This window comes from Micromonospora sp. NPDC004551 (assembly GCF_040609975.1).
Classification (GTDB): domain Bacteria; phylum Actinomycetota; class Actinomycetes; order Mycobacteriales; family Micromonosporaceae; genus Micromonospora.
Genome location: NZ_JBEXLM010000006.1, coordinates 22,159 through 48,837 on the forward strand (window position 1 = coordinate 22,159; position 26,679 = coordinate 48,837).

The window sequence follows — 26,679 nt, forward strand, 5'->3', positions numbered from 1 at the left end:
TGGCCCCGGACGCGTCGCTCAGTCGGTGCAGGACGGTGTGTCGAAGTGCCCCGGTGTGCTCGGGAACGCCGCCCCCGCCCCCTGGTCCTTGTTGTCCCGCGGGTAGACGTAGGACAGCTCCAGGAAGGCGGACGTGCCCGCCGTGGTCACGTCGCCGGCGTCGCGCCCGGCCCCGGAGGCCCAGGCAAGCCGGGTCAGGAAGTCCTGCATGGCCGGGCTGTGCTGGCGGATGTCGTTGAACCCGCCGTACGCCGAGTTGCAGTGGGTGAACAGGTTGTAGGCGCCGTTCCAGTCGAACAGCCGGTCACCGTTGTTCGGCCCGTTCTGCGTCACGTCGCCCTGGAGCACGTCCCGGTCCCAGCCGCCGTAAATCCAGTCGGTGCCGTGGTGGTGCTGGTTGTCGGCGAGGACGTCGTTGTCCAGGTTGGTCGCCTCGAACCAGCGGCACGGGTCGACCGTGCCGGCGGCCAGGTCCACCGGCCAGGCCCCCGCCGCGCAGTTGTCCGGGTAGGAGCCGCGCGGCCGGAAGTCCAGCAGGTCGGACCCGAGCACCGCGGTGACCGCCGGGCCGCTGGTGGCGCCCGCGCCGCCGAACAGGTGGTCGACGTACTGGTCCTGGTCGCCCCGGGCGGCGGCGCTGAACACGCCGTTCACCAGGCACTGCGGGTTGGCCGCGTCGAGCACCGGGTCGCAGCCCTTGCCGCCCCAGAGCACGTCGGAGCCCTCGCCACCGAAGACCTCGTCGCCGCCGCTGTCGCCGTTGGCCACGTCGTCGCCGAAGCCGCCGTGGATGTTGTCCGCCCCGGCCCCGCCGCGGATGAGGTCGGCCGCACCGGCGGTCTGCCCCGCGTACGGCATGGGCGCCGAGGTGGCGCTGCCGATCCAGGCGTCCCCGTCGGTGTCGTGCAGCAGGTCCACCCGGCGGTCGTAGCCGCCGGCCCGGAACCCGGTGAAGGACTCCTGCGGGACCGAGGAGAGCGTCGCGGTGAAGCCCAGCGCCGCCACGTCGTCGGCGTTGAGGAACTGGTTCACCACGCCGCCCCGGTCACCGAGGATGGCGTCCCGGCCGTCCTCGCCGTAGAGGCTGTCGGCGCCCAGCTCACCGAAGAGGTCGTCGTCGCCGGCGCCGCCCCGGATCAGGTCGTCGCCGTCCTGGCCCCAGACCCCGTCGTTGCCGCCGTCGCCGTAGAGCTGGTCGTTGCCGTAGGCGCCGGCCGGCTCGCAGGTGGCCTGTGCCGTGGTGCAGAACCGGGTGGACGGGCCGGGCAGCGCCGGGTCGTGGGTCCGGGCCACCGTGGCGTCGGCCGGCACCGCGCCGGTCGGGTACCGCTCGGTGTAGACCCGCTCGACCGCCTTGCCGCCGGCCGTGGTCACCGTGCGCAGCAGCGAGCCGTTGTCGCCGAGGAGCACGTCGTCGGCGCCGTTGCCCTCGACCACGTCCCCGGTGTCCCGGAACCCGGCGGCCGCGCTGCCGCCGATGAGGTCGTCCTGCCCGGCGGGCGCCCCGGCGCCGACCAGGTCGGCCGGTGCACCCGGGTCGCCCGGCCAGCCCGGGTCGGGCAGCGGGGCCACCGCGCTCCGGCCCGCCGCGCCGAGGGCGGTGTCGCCGCGCAGCGCGTCCGCGCCGCCGTTGCCCTCCAGGTAGTCGCCGTCACCGTCGCCGGTCAGCGCGTCGTCGCCGTCCTGTCCCCAGAGGGTGTCGACGCCGTCGCCACCGCTGATGCGGTCCGCGCCGTACCGGTTGGCGGTGGCCGCCGCCCGGTCCAGCAGCACCACGATCCGCGGGCCGAACGGGTTGCCGTCCGCCGCGAGGCGGACCGTCACGGCCGTGGGCTGCTCGCCGGGGAGCGGGCGGAGCACCGCGCCGTTGTCCCCGACGACCGCGTCCGAGCCGGGTCCGCCGAACAGGGCGTCCGCCGTGTCCGGCTGGCCCGTCGTGGTCGCCCCGCTCCCGTCGTACGCGGTGCTGGAGCCGCCGACCAGGTCGTCGTCACCGGCGTCGCCCTCGACCCAGTCGGAGCCGGGGCCACCCTCGGCGAAGTCCGCGCCCGCGTCGGCGTGCACCCGGTCCGGGCCGCCCTGCCCGAAGATCACATCGTCGGCGTCGCCACCGGAGATCAGGTCACCGCCGCTGGTGCCGGCCGCCGGGGTGAACCCGAGGTCGAGCAGGGTGACCTTGCGCGACGGCACGGCACGGGCCTGGGTGACCCGGGTCGCGTCGGCGGTGGCCGGCGTGAACCGGGCGTTGTCCCCGGCGATCAGGTCGGCGTCGGCGTCGCCGAACAGCTGGTCCCCGGTGTCCGGGCGGCCGGTGCCGGCGGCGGGCTCCTGCGCGGAGCCGCCGACGATCTCGTCCCGGCCGAGTCCACCGTGGACCAGGTCGGCGCCGTTGTTGCCCTCCAGCTGGTCGTCGCCGCCGTCGCCGTCGATCCGGTCGTCGCCGAGCCCGCCGTACGCGATGTCGGCGTCCGGACCGCCGGAGAGCACGTCCCCGGCTCCGGCCGTCGGCACGTCCCCGGCCAGGTCCAGCGGGTACGGCCCGACGTCACCGATCCGCGCGGTGCCGTTGTCCCCGACGATCCGGTCGGCGCCCTCCTCGCCGTAGACGAAGTCCCGGCCGTCGGCCACGCCGGCCACCCGTCCGCCGCCGTAGAGCACGTCGTCGTCGGGGCCACCGAGGACCTGGTCGTCGCCCTCGTCGCCCTCGGCGGTGTCGACGCCGGTGCCGCCGTAGAGGCCGTCGTCGCCGGTGTTGCCGAAGAGCAGGTCGACGCCGTCGTCGCCGTGCAGCTGGTCGACGCCTGGGCCGCCCCAGGCCCGGTCGTCGCCGCCGCCCAGGTGCAGGGTGTCGTCGCCGAGCTGGCCGCAGGCCCGGTCGTCGCCGCCGCCGAGGTCGGCGCGGTCGTTCCCGCTGCCGGCGGTGACCACCTCGACCCCGGCCCCGCCGAGGATGAGGTCGGCCGAGCCCTGGTCGGTCGGGGCCGGCTGGTCGCCGGCGAGGGTGGCGTCGGCGCAGGTCTCGGCGATCAGGCGCCGGTCGCCGAAGACGGTCGCCCCGCCGTCGCCGCCGACCACGTGGTCGCTGCCCAGGCCGCCGACGAGCAGCTTGGTCTGCGACTGCGTGCCGGCCGGCAGCGGCTCGTGGACGACCTGGCGGGCCGGACCGTAGCCGTCGGTGCCGTCGGGGTCGCCGACGCTGGACGGCTCGGCGATCACGTAGTCCTCGTCCGGGCCACCGAACAGCTCGTCGGTGCCGTAGCCGCCGACCAGCACGTCGTCGCCGCCGTAGCCGTACAGGTGGCCGGTCTGGCCGTTGGCCGAGTGGGACACGACCAGGTCGGTGCCGGCGCTGCCGTGCACGGTGTCCTGGCCGGCGCCGGTGTCGACCTTGTTGACCAGCCCGGCGTCGCCGCTGCCGGCCGCGTCCGGGTCGGCCGGGACGCCGCTGCCGGAGGTGTGGATCGTGTCGTCGCCCTTGCCGCCGTTGAGGATGTCCGCGCCGGGGCCGCCGACCAGCAGGTTCTTCCCGTTCGGCCGGTCGTCGAGGACCACGCCGACGACGTCGTCGCCGCCGTTGCCGTAGACCGTGCTGGCGCCGTGCCCGACGGTGACGTGGTCGTCCGCGCCGGTGGTCTCCTCGGTCGGCGCCGTGAGCTTCGTCCAGTCGACCAGGCCGGTCAGGCTCTTGTCCCCCACCGAGGTGTGCACGGTGGTGGTGCCGGGCCGGTCCACGGCGCCGAGGTCGCTGTCGCCGGCCACCACGTCGTTGCCGTCGCCCGTGGTGACAGTGTCCTTCCCGGCGCCGCCGGCCACCCGGCTGACCTGGCCGGCCGCCTCGGCGGTGACGATCACGTCGTCGCCGCCCCGGCCGTCCACCCAGGCCGGACCGGTGCCGGTGCGGATCTGGTCCCGGCCGTCGGAGCCGAGGACCACGGCCTCCTTGTCGAAGGCGGAGGTCTTCGTGCCGTCGCCGCCGGTGTCACCGTCGCCGAGCAGCAGCACCGACAGGGAGACCTTGTCCGCGTCGGCGACCTGGTAGCCCCGCCCGTCGACGACCACCCGGGTCAGGTTCGGGTCGAGGAACTCCTGCTTGCGCCCGAGCGCCTCCACCGCGAAGCCGTCGAAGTCGGCGTCGCTGTCGGCGAAGTGCACGGCGTACACCTTCACCACGTCACCGGTGTAGGTGCCGGCGCCGTTGTCCCACGCCTTGTCCCCGCGCTGCTCCTTCTTGCCGAACTTGCCCGCGAAGACGACCAGGGTGTCCCCGACCGTACCGCCCAGCTCGGGTGGCTTCGGTTTGCAGTCGGGTTGGGCGCGGAAGTCCAGCAGGGTGGCGTCGACCAGGGTGAAGTCGAACGTCTTGGAGAACAGGAACAGGTCGATGGTGATGTAGACCTTCAGGAACACCGAGAGCTGCCCGCTGGTGGTGAAGAGGCAGACCGGGTTCACCAGCAGCGCCTGGAGGAACTCGCTGGTGCGGAACTTGCCGTCGTTGTTCGGGTCGTTCCAGCTGAACCCGACGGTGAGCCGGATGCCGCCCTGGATGCCCGCCTTCACGATGAGCACGCTGACCTCGGCCCCCGCGGCGATCTCGCCACGGAGGGTGACCACTGGGACGGCCTTGCCGGTGCTGTCGGCGGTCTTGAAGTAGAGGCCGTCGAGGAGGCTGACCGCGTCGAGGGCGGTGCCGTCGGTGGCGGCCTCGACCGCGTGCCGGATGCCCGCGGTGTCCAGGCCGGCGATGAACCGGGCGGTCACCGAGGCGCTGCCGGAGAGGGTGACCAGCACCGGCGGCGGAGCGTAGACCGGGCCGAAGGACTGCCGCCAGCTGAACCCGAGCGACAGCGGCCCGGAGTCGAAGCTGACCAGCTCGACGTCCTGCCCCATGAGCAGCCCGAACAGCGAACCCGGGTTGTCGAAGATCGGGAAGCTGAAACCGGTCTTCTGGGCGTTGGACTTCCCGTCGGAGCCCGCGGCGAACAGCTTCTCGCCGTCGTCCCCGGCGGCGCCGTCCACCGCCGTCTTGACCTCGGCGGCGGTCTTCGCCTTGGTGAACGGGTCGTCCCGCTTGATCAGGCTCTCCGCCGACGCCGGCGACACCTCGGTGGTGAGCGCCTTGGCCGGGTCGACCAGGAACTGGCCGAGCGGGATGGAGCAGCCGGCCCCCTCGTCGCAGTCCGGTATCCGGTTCACGAAGGTGATCACCGCGCGGACGGTGTCGACGAAGTCGAGTTTCGGCCCGCCGGTCAGGGTGCTGAACGTCTTGGCGAGCCAGACCAGGGTGATGTCCGGTCCGCCGGTGGCCTTCGACAGGTCCGACAGCACCGGGATCGGCGCGTACAGGGTGTCGATGACCGGCTGGAGGGGGCCGGTGACCGCCTTGAGCTTCTCCACCACCGGCTTGAGGATCTTGCTGAAGAAGGCGCCGGCGTCCAGCGCGATGTCGGTGAACGTCACCTGGAGCGGGGTGGTGACCCCGCCGCCGGTGGCGCTCAGCCCGCCCTGCTTGTGTTCCAGGCCCCACTTCAGGCCGAAGCGGGCGCTGATGCCGGGCAGGGCGGAGCCCACCTCGTCGCCGGTGTTGACCGCCGCGGCCAGCTTCCAGTCGATGTTCACCTGGGCGGTGAGGTCGGTGGCGAGCAGGGAGCCGAGGTCGGCGAACTCGGCGAGGGTCAGCTTGGCGTCGGCGTCGGCCGCGCAGTCCGCGGCGACGGCCGGGTCGAAGCAGCTCTTCTCCCCCGGCGACCCCTTCAGGTCGACCCCGAAGTACGCCCGTACCAGCGGCGTGGTGCCCTGCTTGGTGGCGTTCACCTGGATGAAGGCGAGCTGTGCGGCCAGATCGCCGGTCATGTCGAAGGTGGCACCGATCTGCACCTCGGGGGCGGTGTCCCCGTCGTGGGTCGGTACGTAGAAGCCCTCGTCCCGGTCGAGGACCAGGTCCAGGTGCAGCTTCCAGCCGAGCTTGGCCTGGATGCCGTCGGGCGCGCCCTTCTTCGCCTTCAGCGACAGGCCCGGGATGCCCAGGTCGAGCGGGACGTTGACGCCGAGGCACTTGTCGCTGTCGCTCGCGTCCGTGCAGCCGGCCGCGGCCGAGGGCGCGCCGCGCGAGGCGGTCAGCTTGATCCGGATGGACTGGAAGTCCTCCGGCTGGCAGGGGGTGGCCACCCCGCTGCGGCAGCCGACCACCGCGCTCACGCCCGGGTCGAGGTCCGCCAGCACGTCGTTGAGCGCGGTCTGCATGCCGGCGCTGTCCAGCGTCGCGTTCGCCAGCACCGGGCCGATCGCGGCCTTGACGTCCTCGCGCAGCTGGGCGACGAACTTCTGGCCCTGTTGCAGGTCGTCGCCGACCAGGGGCAGCTTGCCGTCGAAGCTGGCCAGCCGCAGCGCCTCCTCCACCTTGGCCAGGTAGCCGTCGATGCCGACGTTGAAGTCGGTGAGCTTCATGGCCAGGTTGGCGAAGCAAGAGTCCAGGTTCGGCGGCGTGGCGTTCGGGTCCAGGTCCAGGCCCATGGTGAAGGTGAGCACGTTGGTGGCGTCGGCCGGCTCGCAGTTGTTGACGAACAACGGCGCGCGGGCGCAGATCGCCACGTTGGCGCCGCCGGTGCCGCCCCCGCAGTCGACGCCCGCGGTGGTGATCTGCGGGGTCACCCCCAGCAGGCCGCTGATCGGCCCGTCCTCGGTGAGCCCGCCGAGGCCGACGCTGAGGTTGGCCTTGACCGTGGCCGGGTCGGTGTCCTTCTTGCCCAGGTCGAGGGCGAGCGGACCGACCCGGGCGGCGATGGCGCCGTTGGTGATCCCGCCCGAGACCGTGACGCTGGCCGAGGAGGTGTGGTCCAGCAGCGGCGCGGCGCCCAGTTCCAGCGGCAGCAGCAGCCCCAGCTTGGCGTTGGCGTCCACGTCGAGGTTGAAGGTGCCGGAGCTGTCGAGGCTGATGAGGTCCCGCTTGTCGTCCCAGCCGAAGGCGAGCGGGCCGCCGGTGTGGAAGTTGCGCTTCCAGTCCAGCCCGATCCGCACGAACGGGCCGCCCTCCCGCTGGTCGACGGTGAAGCTGACGCCGCTGCCCGCACCGATCGCGTTGTTCAGCACGTCGAGGGCGTCCTGGAGGTTGTCCGGGGGCGCGGCGAGGAGCTTGTCCAGCGCGTCGGCCAGCTCCGGCCGCAGCGCGTAGGCGGTCCCGTCGGTCGGCTTCGGGGTGCCCGCCGCGGCGATCCGCAGCGTCTGCCCGTCCACCCGGTCCAGCACCCGGTACGCCTTGCTGCCGATCACCACGGTCCGGCCGGTGAGCCGCGGGTCGAAGGCGGCGTCCCCGGTGCGGGTCCCATCCTTGAGCAGGAAGTCGGCCCCGTCGGCGGCGAACGTGACGTCCTTGCCCACGCCGCTCTCGTCGGCGCCGAGCAACTGGCGCGCGGAGCGGCCCAGCAGCGGGATCTTGGTGTTCAACGGTCCGCTGCCGTCGTCGGGCTGGGACAGCGCGGCGTTGACCAGCCGCAGCGCCTCGACCACGACGGCGAAGAGCGCCTTCGGATCGTCCGGGTTGAAGTCGACCGCGAAGAGCCCGCTCAGCCCGGAGGTGTTCACGACGGGCTGCTGGCCGGCGACCCAGCTCACGTCGACGCCGACGCCCTGGCCGAGGGCGCCCGTGTCGCCGGGGACGCTGACCTTGACCCGGCCGGTGGTCTTCACCGAGGAGGAAACGGTCAGCAGGTTGAGGGGGTCGGACTTCAGCCGGGTGAAGAGCGAGCCGAGGCTGACGTCCTGCGCTTCCTTGAAGTTCACCTGGATCATCCGCCGGCCTGCGGTGGCGGGGCCCACGGTGAGGTCGCCGCCGAGCTTGACCTTGAGGAAGCCGGCCGTGGCGTAGAAGTCGACCCCGGTGGTGATCGGGAAGTCGGCGGTGAACAGCGGCGTCGCCGGGTCGGTCCGCAGCAGCACCCGGTCGGCGTTCTTCTCGGGGCTGCCCAGGTCGTCGCGCAGGTCCAGGACGAGGGTGAGGGCGGCGCTGTAGCGGGGCTTCACCCGGGCGAAGCTGGCTTGGGCGTTGGCGGCCCGCAGGCCGACCTTCTTGCCGCCCTCGACCGGGTCGGTGAACGCGCCAGCCAGCTCCACGGCGCCGGTGTTCGGGCTGGAGCCGCTGATCACCCAGACGCTGTCGTTGCCGGGCTGGCCGCCGATCCAGTTCCCGGTGAGGGTGACCGAGGTGGCGGTGTTCGCCGAGACGGTGCCGGCCGAGGTGCCGGCCACCACCCGCTGGCCGACGAGCTCACCCGGGGTGAACCGGTCGCCGACGACGCTGAAGCCGTTGGCGGTGTACGTGGCGCCGCGGCCGGAGAGCGAGGCCGCGCCCGGGTCGAGCGGTACGTCCACCGTGGACTGGCGCTCCAGCCGTACCCGGAAGACGAGCTTGTCGCCGGCGAACGAGAGGTTGTCCACCGGCAGGCCCTCGGCGGCGAGCAGCGCCACCAGCTCCTGGATGGAGGAGAACTTCGGCTGCCCGGCTCTCGCCGGGTCGTCGGTGGCCGGGTCGAACTGCGGGTCGTCCGGCTTGGGGTGGAGGTACTTCTTGAGGAAGTCGGTGAGCTTCTCGTTGACCTTCACCGCGTCCGCGAAGGTGCCGCGCAGGAAGGGCAGGTTCAGGTTCCCGGCCGGGCCGCTCTGCTGCACGCCGCCGAGCAGGGTGGCCAGTTGGGCCAGCCCCGACGCCAGGTCCAGCGGGCTCATGTTGCGGAACTTGGCGATCGTCTCGTCGAGGCCGGTGGTGGTGACGGTCGGCGCGCCGACCGAGATGTCGTTCCAGTCGACCTTCACCGTGGCGGCGACGGCCGGCAGGTCGAAGGGGTCGCCGGCCGCGGCCGCGCCCAGGTTGACCACGCCGTGCACGGAGCCGGGGCCCGGCTCGGTCTCGGTGTCGGAGATCCGGCCGCCGCCGGAGTTGTCGAGCGCCGCCTGCACCAGGCCGCCGAGGGAGCCGGGCGCGCCGAGTTCGCCGGTGCCCGCGCCCGCGGCGGTGTCGAAGGCGAGCTTCCCGTCGCCGTTCGGGTCGGTGAGGGTGACCTTGACGTGGGTACGGGCGGTGAGGGAGCTGCCGGCGGTCAGCGTGACCCCGAGGATGCCGACCGAGGCGGTGGCCTTGTCCAGGTCGGCGCGGAGCCGGGCCGCCGCGTCGATGTCGAGGCGTGGGGTGTCCCCGTCGCGCACCAGGTAGGTCTCGCCCGCCGCGGTGTGCCGCGCGCGCAGGTGCAGCGTCGCCCAGCCGGTGACGGAGACCGCCTTGGCGAGCGTCACGCCGCCGACCGCGAGGTCCCGGTCGGACACCTCCCGCTTCGTGGTCAGCAGCACGTCCAGCAGGTGGTCGCCGCCGCTCGTGGTGACCGAACTGGTGAGCCGGGTTCCGCCCCCGAGGTCCACGTCGTTCCTGGTCAGGTCGCTGGCCAGGGCGTCCGACGCGGTGCGGGTGAGCTTGTCGGCCTCCACGAGGGCGCCTGGGCTGACGCCGAGCAGCGGCAACGGCTGGCCGATCAGTCCGACCCGCGAGATCCCGCCCTCCGCCCAGGTGGCGGTGCGGGACATCAGGGCCTTGAGGGCGGTCTCCCACGCCTCGTCCGCGTGGGCCGGCGCCGCCGTCCACACCAGAGCCATCGCGGCGGTCAGCACCGTCGCGACGGCCGCGGCGAGCAGCCGTCGTAGAGCCACCATGAGCCACCTCGTTCGTCCGATGGCCGTCCGCGACGGCGCTGGTGCGGCCAGCACATCGATCGCGGAACATGCTCACAACGACTGTGTCGGTTTCGTGACACAGCGTTGAACCGAACGGTCGAGCGCACGCCGCCACCCGGCCCAACAAACTGTGCTCGCGGGCCGACGTGCCGCCCGCCGTACCGTGCCCAGACCCCTCCACCAACCCAGTCGGGAGGCGCCGTGCCGTTCCGGACCACCGCCCTACGCACCGCCCTGATGGCCGGCGTCGCCCTGGTCGCGGCCGCCACCGCGATCACCGCGCCGGCCGCCGGCGCGCCCGCCGGCCCGGGACCGGCTCCCGGCGCCGCCGTCCCGGCCGACCCCGACCGGGCCGCGCCATACCGGGTCACCCATCTGAAGTCCAAGACCGACGTCGACGCGGTCGCCCGGACCGGCGCCGCGATCGAGTACGTCGAGCACGGCGACCTGATCGTCCGGGCCACCCCGGCCGAGGTACGCGCGATCCACCGCCTCGGCCTGCGGACGATTCCGCTGTCCACGGATGCCTCGGGGCCCGGCACGATGGCGTTCCCGTCCTCGGATGCGGCCTACCACGACTACGCCGAGACGGTCGCCGCGGTGGACGCCGTCGTCGCGGCCCACCCGGCGATCGCCAGCCGGCGGGTCCTCGGGAAGTCGTACGAGGGCCGGGACATCGTGGCCCTGAAGATCTCGGACAACGTCGCCGCCGACGAGGGCGAGCCGGAGATCCTGTTCACCGCCAACCAGCACGCCCGCGAGCACCTCACCGTGGAGCAGGTGCTCTACATCGCCGACCTGCTCACCGGCGGGTACGGGTCCGACCCGCGGATCAAGCGGCTGGTCGACGGCCGGGTGTTCTGGATCGTGCCGATGGTCAACCCCGACGGCGCCGAGTACGACCACGCCGGCGGCACCTACCAGTCCTGGCGCAAGAACCGGCAGCCCAACGCCGGCACCACCGAGGTGGGCACCGACCTGAACCGCAACTGGGGCTACAAGTGGGGTTGCTGCGGCGGATCGTCGAAGTCGCCCTCCTCGGACACCTACCGGGGCACGGCAGCGTTCTCCGCGCCGGAGACCGCCGTGGTCCGGGACTTCGTGCTCAGCCGGCGCGACCCGACCAGCGGCAAGCAGCGGATCAAGGCCGCGATCGATTTCCACTCGTACGGCCAACTGGTGCTCTGGCCGTTCGGCTACACCAAGGCCACCACGGTCACCAACATGAGCGCCGACGAGTACGCCACCTACGAGACGCTCGGCCGGCAGCTCGCGGCGACCAACGGGTACACGCCGGAACAGGCCAGCGCCCTGTACGTCACCGACGGCTCGATCGACGACTGGCTGTGGGGCCAGGAGCGGATCTTCACCTACACCTTCGAGCTGTACCCGGACGACTGGACGGTGAACTTCTACCCGCCCGCCTCGGACATCCCGAAGGCGACCACCGCCAACCGTGAGGCCGTGCTGACCTTCTCCGAGTACGCGGACTGCCCGTACCGGGCGATCGGCAAGGACGCCACCTACTGCCCGGCCCCGAACCAGTTCGGCATGACCCTCTCCCCCACCAGCGGGTCGGCGACCGCGGGCGGCTCGGTGAGCACGACGATCACCACGACGACCACCTCCGGCAGCGCGCAGCAGATCGATCTCAGCGCGAGCGGGCTGCCGGCCGGCGCCACGGCCGTCTTCTTCCCGCCCTCGATCACCTCCGGCCAGACCTCCACCATGGTGGTCTCCGTGCCGGCGGGCACCCCGCCGGCCAGCTACGGGGTGTCCGTCACCGGCACCGGCTCCAGCACCACCCGGACCGCCACCTTCGGCCTGGACGTCGACGGCCGGGCCGGCTGCGTCGGCGCCAACGACACCGACCTGCCGATCCCCGACCTCACCGAGGTACGCAGCCCGATCACCGTCAACACCTGTGCGGGCAACGCCACGAGCGCCGCCGCGGTGGAGGTGCACGTCGTCCACCCGTACGTCGGTGACCTGGTGCTGACGCTGGTGGCGCCGGACGGCACCGAGTACGTGCTGCGGGACCGGACCGGCGGCGGCGCGGACAACATCGACCAGACGATCCCCGTCGACCTGTCCGGTGAGGTCGCCAACGGCACCTGGCAGCTCAAGGTGTACGACGCGGCGGTCAGCGACACCGGCACGCTGGACCGGTGGAAGCTGTCGCTGTGACCGTCGCCGCTCCCGCCACCGTCCGATGCGGACGGTGGCGGGAGCGGCGGGTCAGAACGGCGCATCGACGGCGAGCCGCCGCACCTGGGTGAGGTACGGGTCCAGCTCACCGACCTCGAACCGGCAGGTGCCGATGACGTGCCAGAACTGGCCGCCCGGGTCGCCGTCCAGCTTGTACCGGCCGTCCGGGCTGACCGCGGCCCAGCCGTCCGGCAGGCCGATCAGTGTGGCCCGCAGCTGCGCGTGCTCCGGATCCGCGACGTCCCACAGCCGCACGGTGCCGTCGTCGCCGGCGCTGGCCAGCAGGCTGCTGTCCGGGCTGAACGCCACCGTCCAGACCCGCCGGGTGTGCGCGGCCAGGGTGCCGTGCAGCCGGCCGGTGCCCGGGTCCCAGAGCCGGATGACCAGGTCGTCGCCGGCCGTGGCGAGCAGGTTGCCGTTGGGGCTGAACGCGCAGGACCAGAGCCGCCCGGTGTGCTCGGTGAGCACCGTGCGCCGCTCGCCGGTGACCGCATCCCAGACCACGGCGACGCCGTCGTTGCTGGCGCTGGCGAGCAGCGTCCCGTCGGTGTTGAAGGACACCGCGTACACCCGGTCGGTGTGGTGTTCGAGGGTGAGCCGGCAGGTCGCGGTGGCCGCGTCCCAGAGCCGGACGATCTGGTCGTCGCAGCCGGTGGCGATGGTCTCGCCGTCCGGGCTGAACGCCATCGCCCGTACCCGGCCCCGGTGCGGGGTGAGGGTGGCGAAGTGCCGCCCGGTGCGCCGGTACCACAGTCGCACGGTGTCGTCGTCGTTGGCGGTGGCGAGGGCGTCGCCGTCGGGGCTGAACGCGGTCGCCCAGACGTGGTCGGTGTCCACGTTGAGCTCCCGCTCGTCGGCGCCGGTGTCGGTGTTCCACAGGTGCACGCCGCCGTCGCCGCTGGGCGCGGCCACCAGCGACTCGCCGGGGCAGAAGACCGCCGAGAGCAGCCGGTCGGCCGGGCTGGCGAGCTGCCGGACCAGCCGGCCGGTGCGCGGCTCCCAGAGCCGGACCACGCCGTCGTTGCCGCAGGCCGCCAGGACCTCGCCGTCGTCCCGGAAGGACAGCGCGGTGACCCGCCGGCCGTGCCCCCGCAGCGTGTGCTGGAGCTGCCCGGAGCGCACGTCCCACAGCCGGGTGGTGCCGTCGTTGCTGCTGGTGGCGATCTGCGCCTGGTCGGGTCGCCAGACGACCGGCCAGACCGAGCCGCGGTGCCGGGTCAGCTCGTGCCGCAGCTGGCCGTCGTCGCTGTCCCAGAGCTGGATCGCCCCGTCGCTGGCGGCGGTGGCGAGCAGGCTGCCGTCGTCGTTGAACCGGACGCTGTAGATGGCGCCGCGCTGCCGGCCGAGCACCCGGACCGGGCGGCCGGTCTCCAGGTCCCAGAGCCGCAGCGCCCCGTGGGTGTCGCCGGTCGCCATCAGCGTGCCGTCGGGGTGGATGTCGAGCGCGTACACGTCGGCCTCGTGGCCGCGCGGCTGGCGCAGCAGCTCGCCGTCGGTGGCCCGGCGGATCCACACCCGGCCGTGCTGGCCCACCGCGGCCAGCAGCCGGCCGTCGGGGCTGTGCACCACCCGGTAGACCACCTCCGGCTCACGCACCTCGAACGCCAGCCGGCCGGAGGGGATGTCCCAGCCCTGCACCACGCCGGCGCTGTCCACCACCACGACCCGCCGGCCGTCCGGGCTGAACGAGGTGCCCCAGATCGGCGCGGCGTGGCCGGGCCACTCGTGGCGCAGCCGGGCCGTCCGGGTGTCGTAGAGCCGGACCACGCCGGCGGCGTCGCCGACCACGAGCCGGCCCCGCTCGCCGTCGGTGAGCAGCGGCCACACCCAGCCGTCGAAGACGTCCTCGATGACGTGCCGCACGTCGCCGTGGTCGGCGTCCCACAGCCGTACGGTCAGGTCGGCGGCGCCGGTCACCAGTTGGTGCGAGGCGGCGTCGAAGCGGACCGCGTAGACCCGGCCACGGTGGCCCTGGAGCGTACGCACCGGCAGCCCGGCCGCGGTGTCGCAGATGAGCACACCGCCGTCGTCGCTGCCCACGGCGAGCACCGACCCGTCCGGGCTGTACGCCACCGGCACCGGCAGCCGGCCCACCTCGAAGCCGTACGCGACGCCCACGGCGGGCGGGGCCAGGCCCGGCGCGACCGGGCGGCCCGGTGCGACCACGGCGCCGCGCAGCTCCGGCGCGCGCAGCAGCGCCGCGTCGGCGCTCACGTCGATCAGCGCGGTCCGGTGCCACCGGCTGCCGGCTATCCGCGCGCCGCGCAGGTCGGCGCGGAACAGCCGGGCGCCGGCCAGCTCCGCCTCGCGCAGGTCCGCCCCGGCGAGGCGGGCCTGGTCCAGGCGGGCGCCGCGCAGCCGGGCGTGCTCCAGCCGCGCCTCGGTGAGGTTGGTGGCGACCAGCCGGGTGTCGGTGAGGTCGGCGCCGGTCAGGTCCGCGCCGGCAAGCTCCCGGTGGGACAGGTCCTCGCCGCGCAGCACCGCGCCCCGCAGGTCGGCCCGGTCGGGCAGCCGCAGCCGGGCGCTGAGCCGCAGCGCGTTGGCCCGGACCGTCTCGCCGGCCGCCTCGTCGCCCAGCACCCGGGCGGTCCAGGCGGTGCAGCGGGCCGGGTCGGCGAGGTCGCCGAGGAACTCCACGGTCAGCGCGGACAGCGGGCGCACCGCCAGGGCGGACGGTTCCTCCCCCCGGTTGAGCTGCGCGGCGACCCCCTCGGCGACCAGCCACTCCATCACCGAGGTGTGGATGAACCCGAACAGCCCGTCGTCGGTGCGGACCAGCAGGCTGCCGGCGCCCACGGCGTGGATCGCCTGCGGCCCGGACAGCCGGGAGTCGGCCAGCCCGGCGAGCTGGCCGGCGGCCTCGGCCAGCTCGGCCAGGCGCAGGTAGGACTCGCCGCTCTCCCAGAGCTGGAAGGCCAGCCGGCTCACCGCGTGCCACAGCTCGGGCCGGCGCAGGCTGACCGGCGCGCCGGGGATGCCCTGGGTGCGCCGCTCCTCGAAGTCCAGCCAGGACTCCAGGATCTCCCGGTAGAGAGCGGCGGCGCTGAACGTGCCGCCGGCGCCCGCCACGGCGGCGAGCCGGCCCTCGTCGAGGTTGGCGATGAAGCCGAGCATCCGCGGATTGCGGGAGAGGCCGAGCAGGTCCTTCACCCCGGCCAGCAGGTCGAGCCGCTCGCGGGCGGCCCGCTCGTCGCCGCCGTAGCGGTGCCGCAGGAAGGTCTCGATCTGGCCGGGGGTGAAGTCCTCGATGGCCAGCACCCGGCGGTGCGGCAGCAGGCCCACCCGCTCGCCGAGGGCGGTCAGCACCTGCGAGTTGGTCTTGAAGTGCTGGGTCCGGCTGCTCACCACGATCTTCGCGTGGCCCTCGGCCGCCTGGAGCAGCGTCTCCAGGTGGTCGGCGGCCCGGTCGTAGGTCACCCGGGCGACCAGCTCGTCGAAGCCGTCGAAGAGCAGCACGATCCGGCCCTGGCGCAGCATGTAACGGAACGCCTTGAGGTCGATCACCTGCTCGCCGTGGTTGGCCAGGTGCGCGGCCACGAGGCCGTCGACCGAGTGCGCCTTGTCCAGTGCGCGCAGCTCCACCAGGATCGGGATCAGGTCGGGGGCGGCGGTGGGCAGCCGGCGGGCCACCTCGCGCAGCGCGAACGTCTTGCCCCGGCCGAAGTCGCCGAGCACCAGCACGAACCGGCCGTCGGGCGCCGAGATCAGCTCCAGCAGCTCGTCCACCACGTCCTCGCGGACCCGCTGGTCGGCGCCGACGAGGTGCCGATAGCGCTGCGGCACGTACTGGCCGGGCGGGTAGAGCCGGTCGGCCTGGAGCCGGGCGGTCTGCGCGGCGACGTAGTCGCGCAGGTCGAGCAGGCCCTGGAACTCGGTCAGGTGCAGCAGCCGCACGCCGCGCCGCTGGGCCGCCTCGGCCAGCCCGCGCGGCACCCGGTCGCCGTCGTAGACGAGCTCCGAGGGGATGTCCGGATCGGTGGCGTGCACCCGCCGGGCGAAGGCGTCGACGTCGGCGGGGGCCGGGGTGCCCACGTGCGCACCGACCCGCTGCTGCCGGACCACCCCGTCGGCGCGGTAGGTGATGTAGAGGTGGGGCGGGTCGGCCTCGACCCGGCGGACCACCACCCGGTCGTGGCGGGCCTCGCACACCTCGGCGAGCCGGTCGAGCAGGCGGTCCAGCGGCGGGGGCGGGGACACGGCCGGGGTGCCGGCCGGCGGGTCGGCGGCGGGGCCCTGGGTGGGCCCCTCGACGATGGTGGGCTGCCGGGGGTCGGGCACCTGGGCCGGACCGGCCGCGCCGAACGTGGCCTCGGCGCGCGGCCAGCTCAGCCGGGTCGGTTCGCCCACCTCGTGCCGGTCGTCGCGGCCGAGCACCCAGCGGGTCATCCCGTCGGCGCCGAGCTGGAGCACCTGGGCCCGGCCGTCCCGGGAGGCGGCGGCCAGCGGCACCACCGGGTCGACCCGGGGGCCGGGCGCGGCATCGGCGAGCAGCAGGTTGAGCATCGGGCCGACCAGCCGGTTGAACGAGCCGCGGTCGCGCAGCGACACCCGGTCGGGCACGGCCACCTCGTCGGCGTACGGGGTGCGCGGGCCGGGGGCGTGCGCCATGGCGCCGACCCGCAGCCAGCCGGACTGCTGGTAGTGGCGCAGCCGCTGGGCGAACCAGGTGGACTGGGCCTCGCCGAGGAAGCCGTACCGGTCCTCCTCGCGGTGGGTGATCGCGACGGTGGAGTTGAGGCCGGCCACCACCACCCGGAGGTCCGGCACCGGGAAGAGGGTCCACGGCTGCTCACTGTCGAAGATCCGGTCGTCGAGGCCCTGGTAGAGCTCGTCGAACAGGCGCGCGTAGTGCCGCCACTTCGGCCAGTAGGGCGGCTGCGGGTCGACGTCGTCGGCCTCGCAGGTGGCGAAGTAGGCCCGGCTGGCGGCCATGGTGACGTCGCGCGGGCCGGGCACCACGACCAGCCGGTGCGGCTCCAGGCCGAGCAGCACCCGCAGCCCGGTGAGGAAGCTCAGCGCGTCGGAGAACTCCCGGGGGCTGCCCGACTCGGTCAGGTTGCCGGCCACCACCAGCAGGTCCGGCCGGGGTACCCCGTCGTTCATGAGCAGGGTGAGGTCGCCCATCAGGTGTTCCTGGAGCTCGCCGGGGGTGACCGGGGCGCCGGGCTCGATCATCCCGCGGCCGAACCGCGGCCCGGCCACGTGGAGCACGTTCAGGGTGCCACGCGCCGTCGGCACGGCCGCCGCGGCCGGCGGGAAGGGCGGCGGGTTGATCGGGGTACGCCGGGCCCGGCGCGGCGCGGGCGCCCCGGCGGCGGGCGCCGCGAGCACCCCGGCCGGGTCGGCGGGATGGTGCGGGAAGGCCGGCTGCCGCATCGGTTTGGCCCGGCCGTCGAGCGCCGCCCGGATCCGGTCGAGCACCCGGCCCCGCGCCTGCGCCGGGTCGTTCACGCCGACCAGGTCGACGTAGGTGATGGTGGCGAGCAGCCCGTCGATGGGGCAGTCCTCGACCCGCACCGTGACCAGCTTGTTGCCCGTGCCGTCCGGGTCGGCGCGCAGCGCGGCCTGCCATTCCAGCTTGCCGTAGGTCGAGTGCAGGTAGCGTTCGGACAGCACCGCCACCACCACCTCGGCCTCGCGGACCCCGCGGTCCATGAAGTCGATGAAGTTGGTGCCGGCCACGAAGTCCCACGCCTGGAGCAGGGTGCGGTAGCCGGCCGCTTCGAACTCCCACGCGAGCCAGGTCGCCCAGCGCTCGTCGGCCGGCGAATAGCTGATGAAGAAGTCGATGGGGCGGTCGGACCGGGTCGGGTGCGCGCCTACAGCCACAGGATCATTATGGCCACTGACGGTCAATCCGTGGACACCCTCGGCAGCCGCTGCGCGGGCCGCGTCGGGCCGGTCCGGCCGGCCTGCGGTGTGCGAGGATCATGCCTCGTGGAGACCGTGGGCGAGCCGCCGTCCGCCGCGCCGGACCGATCCCGCTGGGGGCGGCTGCACGTCCTGGACTGGATCGCGCTGGGGCTGGCCGTAATAGGCGTCCTCTGCGTCCTCACCGGACTGCTCCCCCGCGCCGACGCCGAGGCCACCGTACGCCGGATCGTGCCCATCCTCATCTTCCTCGGCACGGTGGTGGTGCTGGCCGAACTGACCGCGGTGGCCGGGGTGTTCGACGCGCTCGCCGCCCGGGTGGCCATCACGGCGCGGGGCAGCTACCGGGCGCTGTTCTGGCTCTGCGTCGGCTTCGCGTCGGTCACCACCATCGCGCTCAACCTGGACACCACGGCCGTCCTGCTCACCCCGGTGATGATCGCCCTGGCCCGCAAGCTGGGCGTGCCGCCGACCCCGCTGGCCATGACCACGGTCTGGCTGGCCAACACGGCGAGCCTGCTGCTGCCGGTGTCCAACCTGACCAACATCCTGGCCAGCGACCGGATCGGGCTGGAGCCGGTGCCCTGGGCGGCCCGGATGTGGTGGCCGCAGCTGGTGGCCATCGTGATCACCATGCTGCTGCTGTGGTGGTGGTACTGGCGGCCGGCGCGCGCCGGCGCCGATCCGTTCGTTCCGCCGCCGCCGCACGTGCCGCCGGACCGGGCGCTCTACCGCACCGCGCTCGCTGCCTGCCTGCTCTTCGTCGCCGGGATCCTGGCCGGGGTCGAGATCGGACTCGCCTCCGGGGTGGCCGCCGCGATCCTGGTCGCCGGGTTCGCGGTGCGCGCCCGGCGCAGCCTGCGGCTCGCGCTCGTGCCGTGGCGGCTGCTGGTGTTCGTGACCGGGCTGTTCCTCGTGGTGCAGACCATCGGCCGGCACGGCCTGGACACCGTGATGGGCACGCTGATCGGCGCCGACCCGGGCGCGGCGGGCGCGCTGCGGGCCGGCGGTGTCGGCGCGCTCTTCGCCAACGTGGTCAACAACCTGCCCGCGTACGTGGCCGGCGAGGCGGTCATCGCCGCCGACCACCACACCCAGCTGCTGGCCCTGCTGATCGGCACCAACGTCGGCCCGCTCGCCACGCCGTGGGCCTCGCTGGCGACCCTGATCTGGTACGAGCGCTGCCGGGCGGCCGGGGTGGCCGTGCCGCTGGGCCGGTTCGTGGCCACCAGCGCCGCGCTCGCCGTGTTGGCCACCGTGGCCACCGTGGCCGCCCTGCTGGTCGGCCCCGGATCCTGATCCCGGCCCGGACGGGTCAGCCCCGCTGCCGGTCCGGCGTGACTGCCGCGTACCGGGCGCGCATGTCCCGTACCGCCCGAGGAGGCGCCCCAGCATGGACACCGCACCCGACATCATCCGCCGCTACTTCGCGCTCGCCGGCCAGCCGGACAAGGACCCGTACCTCGCCCTTTTCGCCGACGACGCGGTGGTCGAGGACGAGGGAAGGACCCACCGGGGCATCGCGGAGATCCGCGAGTGGCGCCGCGACACCCCGCTGGTCTCCTACGAGATCACCGACGTCGAGGACACCCCGGCGGGCACCGTGGTGACCGCCACCATCAGCGGCGACTTCCCGGGCAGCCCGTTCGCCGGGCTGCGGTTCCGGTTCGAGGACTACGACGACGCCAACATCCGCCGGCTGCGCATCGCCCCCTGATCGCCGGCGGCGAGACGTGCCCCGCGCTCAGGCGCCCGCCGCGCCGAGCAGCCGGTCGCCGAGGTCGGTCCGCGAATAGAGCACGTGCCGGCCGGCCCGGCGCGAGGTGAGCAGCCCGGCGGCGCGCAGCGCCTGGAGGTGAACGCTGAGGGTCGGCGCGGACAGGGCCAGCTGGGTGGCGGCCTGGGCGGTCGACATCGGCAGGTCCAGCTGGGCCAGCAGTGCGGCCCGGGTCTGGCCGAGGACACCGACGAGCGCCGAGCCGGCCTGCCCGGGATGCTCCGCCCAGAGCCGGCCGAGGCCGCGCGGGGAGTAGGAGACGCTGGGTGGCTCGGGGTGTGCCGTGCGTACCAGCACGTCCGGCCAGGCGAAGGCGCACGGCACGAGGAGCAGGCCGCGCCCACCGCAGTCGGCGTGGCCGTCGTAGTACTTGACGACGCGGAGCGTCTGGCCGGCGAACGTGACCGACGGGTGCAGGTTGCTCATCATCCGGTCGACGCCGCCCTCGGCCAGGGCGTCGAGCCGGTAGGCGATGTCGTCGTGGAGCAGCGCGTCGATCCGCGGCCAGTCGGGGGCGATCGCGACCCGGTGGTACGCGTCGAGCGCCTCCGTCACCGGGCCGATGCCCGCGTCCGGCCGGTCCGCCAGCGCCTGGAGCAGGGCCTGCCGCGCCTCCCGGCCGGGCCCCCGCTGGGCGACGCGATGCGTCGCCAGGTGCGCCAACTCCTTCGCCACGGTCTCCGGGTCGGCGCCGGCGACCTGCGCCAGCGCGTCCCCGAAGGTCGCCGACCGGCGGCCCGGTGGCGGCAGCAGGAAGTCGGGGATGTAGCCCTCGGGACGCACCAGCGCCCGCAGCAGGTCGAGGTCGCGCTCGCGCAGCCGGGTCGCCCGCCCGGCGAACCGGTCGAGCCAGGGCCGGTGCAGGTGTGGCCCCTGCCGGCCGGCGGACAGCGTGCGCAGGCTGGCGACGGTCTCGGTGAGGGGTGCGGCGGCGAACCGCACCCGCGTCAGGTCCGCCGCCGTGACGTGCAGGTGGATCACGGGTCTGTCCCTCCGATTAGGTCTGAACCTAATCGTGGCCGGACCGGCGACGCCGGCCAAGACTGAGGACGTCCACCGGGAACAGGCAGAGGAGGCACCCGCCATGACGACCGACATGCTGCCCGCGGCGTACGAACGGCTGCACGCGTACGGGCCGGAGTTCGGTGGCGACGAGGAGGGCAACCACGGGCTCACCAACCACGGCCCGATGGCCGTGGAGGTGATGCTCCGGCGCGGGCTCGACGTCGACGTCGAGGGCTGGCTCGATCGCTACGTACGCCGCCTCACGGAGCTGCCCGGCACGAGCGCGCCCATCCGGCCCGGCGAGTGGGGCGCGGCGCTGGGCGAGGCCCGGCGGCTGCCCGACTGGACCGCGTTCTTCCGGCACGAGCTGACCGAGCGCCCGTGGAAAAGCGTGCTCACCGAGTGGTGGCCACGGCTGCTGCCGGGCATCGTGGCCGGTTCGACCCACGGCGTGATCCGGGTCGGCCACGCGGTACGTGCCCTGCGCGGCGCTGCCGTCCCCGCCCCGCAGACTCTCGACGAGCTGGCCCACGGGCTGGCGTTCTGGGCGGCGCGCTACCGCGAGCTCGGCGGGGTGGTCGTGCCGGACGGCGCCCTCGCACCGCGGGAGGCCCTGACGGCCGTCACCCGGCTCACGGACCAGAGTGGCTTCATCGCCCACCGGCTCGACCGGCTCGAGCGCAGCCCGGGCTGGACCGCGAGCCTGCGGGCGCTGGAACCCGCCGCGTCCGCCGACGAGGTCCCGGCGCGGCTGGAGTCGCTCGTCGACGGTGCCGCCCGGGCGTACCTCGGGTACGGCCACGGCTCCCCGGTCCTCCTGGTCCACGCCGCGACCGCGCCCAACGCCGTGCGGCACGTGCTCCCGGTCCTGCCGACGGAGCAGTGGCTGCCGAGCCTCACGGCGGCCTGGGCGGCCGTGGCGGCGATCGTCGCCACGTACGCCCCGGCGAGGCCCGGCCCGGCTGCCGAGATCGCCCGGCGCCGGCCCGTGCCGGCCCGCGAGGACGCGCTTCATCGGGCCGCCGAGCACGGCGACGAGCACGTCCTGAAGTTCGCCGACACGGCCGTCGAGTCCTACGACCGCACCGGCGACCCCGACCTGCTCGCCGCCACCCGGTACGCCGGCGAGCTGATCGGTCGCCCCTGACGGCGGCCCAACGGCGTCGAGCCGGGCGGGAAATGGCTTCGCCACGTAGGAGACGCAGCCGGAATTCGGTACGGCCGCACGCCGGCGGCGGGCTACCGTGCGCGCATGAGCGGCGCTCCCACCCTGCACTTCCACACCGACGCGGGCGAGTTCCTCGCCGAGGCCGGCGACCACCTGGCGGCGAATGCCGTGATCGGCACGGTCGTGGCCACCGTCGCACAGCGGCAGGTGGCCCGGCGGGCCGACGGCGTGACGCCGCCCGAGGACGACTGGTGGCTGGTGGTCCGCGACGCGTCCGGCGCCGTCGTCGGCGCCGGGATGCGCACGGCGCCCTTCGCACCGCGCCCGCCGTTCCTGCTGCCGATGCCCGATGAGGCGGCCGTGTCGCTGGCCCGGATCTGGCACGAGCGCGGCGAGGAGGTACGCGCCGTCAACGGCGCGCTGCCCGCGGTGCGGCGGTGCGCCGCCGAGGTGACCCGGCTCGGTGGCGGCCGGGTCGAAGTCGCCCAGCACACCCGGCTGCACGAGCTCGACGACCTCGCGGAACCGGCGCGGGCGCCCGGCGCGCTGGTCACCGCGACCGGGGACGACGTGGACCTGGTGGCCGAGTGGTTCGGCGCGTTCATGGCCGACGCCGACGAGCAGGCGGGCCGACCGCGGGGGGTCAGCGCGCACGAGACCCCCGACCGCGCCGAGTTGCTGCGCCGGATCCGGGACGGGCGGGTGTGGTTCTGGACCGACGAGACCGGCCGGCGGGTGCACCTCACGGCCGCCAACCCGCCGTCGTTCGGCGTCGCACGGATCGGCCCGGTCTACACGCCGCCGGAGCAGCGCGGGCGGGGCTGGGCCAGCAACGCGGTCGCGGAGGTCTCCCGGCGGCTGCGGGCGGAGGGCGCCCGGGTCTGCCTCTTCACCGACCAGGCCAACCCGACCTCGAACCGGATCTACGCCAACCTCGGCTACCGGCCGGTGGTCGACATGGCCAACCTGGTCATCGTCTCCTGACGCCGACCCGGCCAGCCCCGGAGATTCCGGCGGGCCGTGCCGGGGTCAGCGGGCGAGTTCGAGCGCGGCCAGCCGCTCCGGGTCGGCGATCACGTCGATGGCGGCGATCCGCCCGTCGGTCACGGTGAACGCCATCACCGACAGCGGCCGGCCGGCGGCGCTGACCAGGACCCCGGCGGCGCCGTTGACCAGCACCGGCCGCGCGAACGGGGAGAACCGGCCGAACGTGGTCGCCTGCGCGGCCACCACCCGCGCCCCGGTGAGCACCGTGGAGTGCCGCGCCCGGGCGGTCCCGCCGTCGGAGCGGAGCACCACGTCCGGATGCAGCACGGCCACCAGCCGGTCGAAGTCACCGTCCCGGGCGGCGGCCAGGAACGCGCTGACCACCTCCCGCTGGCGGGCCAGGTCCGGGTCGGGCGCGGGCGCCTGGCCGCGAACCCGGCGGCGGGCCCGGCTGGCGAGCTGCCGGGCGGCGGCCGGTGACCGGTCGACCAGCGTGCCGATCTCCTCGAAGGGCACGCCGAACATGTCGTGCAGCACGAAGGCGAGCCGCTCGGTCGGGGTGAGGGTGTCCAGTACCACCAGGAGCGCCAGCCCGACCGAGTCGGCCAGCACCGCGGCGTACGCCGGATCGGCCTCCGGCTCGGCGACGTCCACGACCGGGTCCGGCAGGCGTACGTCGAGGGGGTCCTCGCGGCGGGTGGCCCGGGCCCGCAGCGTGTTCAGGCAGACCCGCGCGACCACGGTGGTCAGCCAGGCGGGCAGGTTCGCCACGTCGGTGGTGTCGGTGCGGGCGAGCCGCAACCACGTCTCCTGCACGGCGTCCTCGGCCTCGCTCAGCGAGCCCAGCATCCGGTAGGCCACCGCCCGCAACCGGGGCCGCTCCTGCTCGAACCGTTCGGCCAGCCCGGTGTCCTCGCCCATGTCCCAGTCCTTCCGTGCAGGGTTCCCGGTCCACCGACCCGGGCCGGGCCGCCGGTGTGACCGCAGGTGACGCCGATCACGTCGGTCACACGTCCCGCCCGCCCCGGGTCGAGCCGGTGAAGCCAGAACCGTAGCGAAGATCCTTGAGGCGGAGGACGACATGAACGCACCCATCCTGGTCACCGGCGGCACCGGCACCCTCGGCCGGCTGGTCGTGCCGCTGCTGCGCGAGGCCGGCCACCCGGTGCGCGTCCTCAGCCGTCACGGCGGCCGGCCCGGCGACGGCGTCACGCACGTCACGGCCGACCTGCTCACCGGCGCGGGCGTCGACCCGGCCGTACGCGGGGTCGGCACCGTGCTGCACCTGGCCGGCGGCCCCAAGGGCGACGACGTGGCCACCCGCCACCTGGTCGACGCCGCCAGCCGGGCGGACGTGGGCCACCTCGTGTACATCTCGGTGGTCGGGGCGGACCGCGTGCCGCTGTCCTGGCTGCGGTCCAAGCTGGACGCCGAACGGGCCGTCGCCGCGTCGGGCGTGCCGTGGACGACGCTGCGCGCCGCCCAGTTCCACGACCTGGTGCTGACCATGGTGTCGAAGATGGCGAAACTGCCGGTGGTCCCGGTGCCCAGGGGCCTGCGGTTGCAGCCGGTCGACGCCCGCGAGGTGGCGGTCCGGATGGCCGAGCTGGCGCTGAGCGTGCCGGCCGGCCTGGTGCCCGAGCTGGCCGGCCCCCGGGTGTACGGCCTGGACGAGCTGGTCACCGGCTACCTGGCGGCCGCCGGCCGGCGGGGACGGCTGCGGCTGCCGGTCCGGCTGCCCGGCGGGGCCGGCCGGGCGTACCGCAACGGCGACAACCTCGCGCGCCCCGGCGCCACCCTCGGTGTACGTACCTGGGAGGCGTTCCTGGCGGAGCGGCTGCGGCAGCCGGCGCCCGACGCACGTGTCTGACCTGTTCGCCGAGCGCGCCGACCGGGAGGCATACCGGTCGGCGCGTCGCGGACCACCGGCGGTGTCAGCCCAGGTGCCGGGCGAAGAACCGCAGCGTGCTGTCCAGCTCGAACGCCGGGATGTCCCCGTGCTTTCCGGGGTTGGCGTGCAGGGTCTTCTCGGCGGAGGCCAGGGCGTCGAACAGGGCCAGGCCCTGGGCCCGGGGCACCCGCTCGTCGTCCCACTGCAACAGGAACTCCACCGGGACGGTGATCCGCGCGGCGGCCTCCGCCGAGGCCAGCGCCCCGCCCAGGCCGAGCACCGCCGCACGGACCCGGGGTTCGGCGGCCACGAACGGGACGCCGAGCCCGCACCCCAACGACACGCCCCAGTAGCCCACCGGACCGGCGCCGACGTGGTCGAGCGCCTGGACCGCGTCCAGGACCGCCTGCCACTCGGGAACGGTCCGGCGCGCTACGAGCGCCTGGAACCCGGCGATCAGCGGAGCCAGGTCCTCCCCGGCCTCCAGGCGAGCCTGGTTCTCGGTCGCGATCCGGTCGTACTCCTCGACATCTGGCCGGTCGCCGTGGGCCGGCACGTCGACCGCCACCACCGCGAAGCCGCACTCCGCCACGAAGCGGTGTGCGCGGGCCACGATGCCGGGGTCCTTCTTGTGCTGGCCGCCGCCGTGGCCCATGAGGATGAGGGGGCGGGTGCCGGTGGTGCCGTCCGGCGTCCACAGCACGCCGGGGATCTCGCCGAGGGTGAAGAGCTGTTCGGAGACGCCGTCGAACGACGTCTGAGAGGTGAAGCGCATAGCGTTTCGGGCCTTTCGGGATGCCTTCTGCGGGCGCTCCCTAGGCCGTGCGAGGGAGGGAGACCCGACCGGTCACATCGTTGATCGGACTCACCTCCTCGGTTCGCAGCAGCCGCACAGCGACGCCGAACCTATCACGAAGATCATTTGTTGCACACGGCCGTGGCCGGCTCGCGCACCATGAACACGTCCACCGGATCCTCGTTCTCGACCGTGAAACCGTGCCGCTCGTACAGCCGCCGGGCCGGGCTCCCCCGAAGCACGTTCAGCCGGACCCGCGAGCCGTCGCGGTCGCACTGCTCCAGCAGCCCACGCAGCACGGCCGCACCGATGCCACCGCCCTGCAGGTGCGGGGCCAGGTAGAAGTGCTCCAGCCAGTGGGCGTCCTCGGCCGGCCGCAGCGACACGCAGCCGCCGAAAACGCCACCCACCTCGATCACCCAGGTGTGCGCCGGCCGGAACCCGTCCCGCAGCCGCTGCCGCACCCGCTGCTCGTCGTACCGCCCGAGCCGTTCCAGATCCGCCCGCAGCACCACGGCCCGCAACTCGGCCACCGCCTCGACGTCCCTCACCGAGGCCGGTCGGATCTCCCAGTCGGCCATGATCACCAGACTACCGGGCGGGGCTCATCCCGCTGCCGGGCAGTTGTTGCTCGTGAGCGTGACGCTGTACTCGGTGTCGTCGTCGGTGATGCCCGAGGCCGCACCGTCGAACCAGGTCTCGGCCTTCTCCCAGCCGCGGTGCTGCTCGTAGTGCAGGTGCGGCGCGCCGGAGTCGCCGGTGCTGCCCACCCGCCCGAGCTGCTCGCCGCGGGCGACCCGCTGACCGGCACGGACGAGCGGCGGTTCGAGCAGGTGCAGGTACTGCGTCTCCCACCTGCCGCCGTGATCGATCTTCACCCAGTAGCCTCCGCCACGCCCGCACGGACCCTTCGGGTCGTCCGGGGTACGCCCACCGAGCGAACCGTTGATTCCCGCCACGGTGACCGTGCCGGCCTCCGAGGCGAGCACCGGCCGCCCCCACGCCTCGCCTTCGGTGGGAAACAGGTCGACGTCGTAGTCGTCGTGGCCCGGGTAGGTGCCCAGCCGCCACGTCTCGCCGCAGGGCACGGGAAGCTGGAACAGCGGGCGCGGTCCCGGCGGCAGCAGCCGCGGCACGACGACCACGGCGACGGCGGCAAGGGTGGCGACCCCGGCGACCGCGAGACCTGCGCGAAGCGCGCGGCGCCGGTCGCGGCGTCCGGGCGGCTGTGCGGTCGTCATCGACCCGAGCATGTCAGACGC

The 26,679-nt window shown here is 74.2% G+C and carries 13 protein-coding genes; 6 read left to right on the forward strand and 7 right to left on the reverse strand.

Annotated features, from left to right (window positions below):
- Window positions 1-18: 18 nt before the first annotated feature.
- Window positions 19-9,693, reverse strand: a complete 9,675-nt coding sequence (locus ABZW14_RS09510) for a hypothetical protein (RefSeq protein ID WP_355342505.1) — start codon at window positions 9,691-9,693, stop codon at window positions 19-21.
- A gap of 222 nt (window positions 9,694-9,915) precedes the next feature.
- On the opposite strand from ABZW14_RS09510, the gene ABZW14_RS09515 reads away from it, so the two are divergent.
- A complete protein-coding gene (locus ABZW14_RS09515) occupies window positions 9,916-11,901 on the forward strand; it encodes a M14 family zinc carboxypeptidase (protein ID WP_355342508.1) in 1,986 nt (661 codons plus the stop codon).
- Window positions 11,902-11,952: 51 nt separating this feature from the next.
- Here ABZW14_RS09515 and ABZW14_RS09520 read toward each other — a convergent pair whose 3' ends face one another.
- Window positions 11,953-17,751, reverse strand: coding sequence for a TIR domain-containing protein (locus tag ABZW14_RS09520; protein ID WP_355342511.1), 5,799 nt, complete (start codon window positions 17,749-17,751; stop codon window positions 11,953-11,955).
- Window positions 17,752-17,859: 108 nt separating this feature from the next.
- Between ABZW14_RS09520 and ABZW14_RS09525 the strand changes: the two genes are divergently transcribed.
- Window positions 17,860-19,092 (forward strand): SLC13 family permease, encoded by a 1,233-nt coding sequence (locus ABZW14_RS09525; RefSeq protein WP_355342514.1) that lies wholly within the window; start codon window positions 17,860-17,862, stop codon window positions 19,090-19,092.
- A gap of 94 nt (window positions 19,093-19,186) precedes the next feature.
- Window positions 19,187-19,510: a nuclear transport factor 2 family protein gene (locus ABZW14_RS09530; RefSeq protein ID WP_355342517.1), complete on the forward strand. Its 324-nt coding sequence runs from the start codon at window positions 19,187-19,189 to the stop codon at window positions 19,508-19,510.
- A gap of 27 nt (window positions 19,511-19,537) precedes the next feature.
- Here ABZW14_RS09530 and ABZW14_RS09535 read toward each other — a convergent pair whose 3' ends face one another.
- A complete protein-coding gene (locus tag ABZW14_RS09535) occupies window positions 19,538-20,551 on the reverse strand; it encodes a DUF5937 family protein (protein WP_355342520.1) in 1,014 nt (337 codons plus the stop codon).
- A gap of 103 nt (window positions 20,552-20,654) precedes the next feature.
- Here ABZW14_RS09535 and ABZW14_RS09540 point away from each other — a divergent pair, with 103 nt between their 5' ends.
- Window positions 20,655-21,722: a questin oxidase family protein gene (locus ABZW14_RS09540; RefSeq protein ID WP_355342523.1), complete on the forward strand. Its 1,068-nt coding sequence runs from the start codon at window positions 20,655-20,657 to the stop codon at window positions 21,720-21,722.
- A 105-nt stretch (window positions 21,723-21,827) separates the two neighbouring features.
- The gene (locus tag ABZW14_RS09545) at window positions 21,828-22,727 is read left to right on the forward strand and encodes a GNAT family N-acetyltransferase (RefSeq protein WP_355342526.1); all 900 of its coding nucleotides are present in this window, start codon (window positions 21,828-21,830) and stop codon (window positions 22,725-22,727) included.
- A 45-nt stretch (window positions 22,728-22,772) separates the two neighbouring features.
- Here the strand turns inward: ABZW14_RS09545 and sigJ are convergent, their stop codons facing one another.
- Window positions 22,773-23,651, reverse strand: coding sequence for an RNA polymerase sigma factor SigJ (gene sigJ, locus ABZW14_RS09550; protein ID WP_355342529.1), 879 nt, complete (start codon window positions 23,649-23,651; stop codon window positions 22,773-22,775).
- 160 nt (window positions 23,652-23,811) lie between these two features.
- On the opposite strand from sigJ, the gene ABZW14_RS09555 reads away from it, so the two are divergent.
- The gene (locus ABZW14_RS09555) at window positions 23,812-24,600 is read left to right on the forward strand and encodes an NAD(P)H-binding protein (RefSeq protein WP_355342532.1); all 789 of its coding nucleotides are present in this window, start codon (window positions 23,812-23,814) and stop codon (window positions 24,598-24,600) included.
- A gap of 64 nt (window positions 24,601-24,664) precedes the next feature.
- Here the strand turns inward: ABZW14_RS09555 and ABZW14_RS09560 are convergent, their stop codons facing one another.
- From ABZW14_RS09560 to ABZW14_RS09570, 3 genes are all read right to left on the reverse strand, one after another.
- A complete protein-coding gene (locus ABZW14_RS09560) occupies window positions 24,665-25,396 on the reverse strand; it encodes an alpha/beta hydrolase (RefSeq protein WP_355342534.1) in 732 nt (243 codons plus the stop codon).
- A 143-nt stretch (window positions 25,397-25,539) separates the two neighbouring features.
- Window positions 25,540-25,998: a GNAT family N-acetyltransferase gene (locus ABZW14_RS09565; protein WP_355342537.1), complete on the reverse strand. Its 459-nt coding sequence runs from the start codon at window positions 25,996-25,998 to the stop codon at window positions 25,540-25,542.
- A gap of 24 nt (window positions 25,999-26,022) precedes the next feature.
- Window positions 26,023-26,658, reverse strand: a complete 636-nt coding sequence (locus ABZW14_RS09570) for a M23 family metallopeptidase (protein WP_355342540.1) — start codon at window positions 26,656-26,658, stop codon at window positions 26,023-26,025.
- Window positions 26,659-26,679 lie beyond the last annotated feature (21 nt).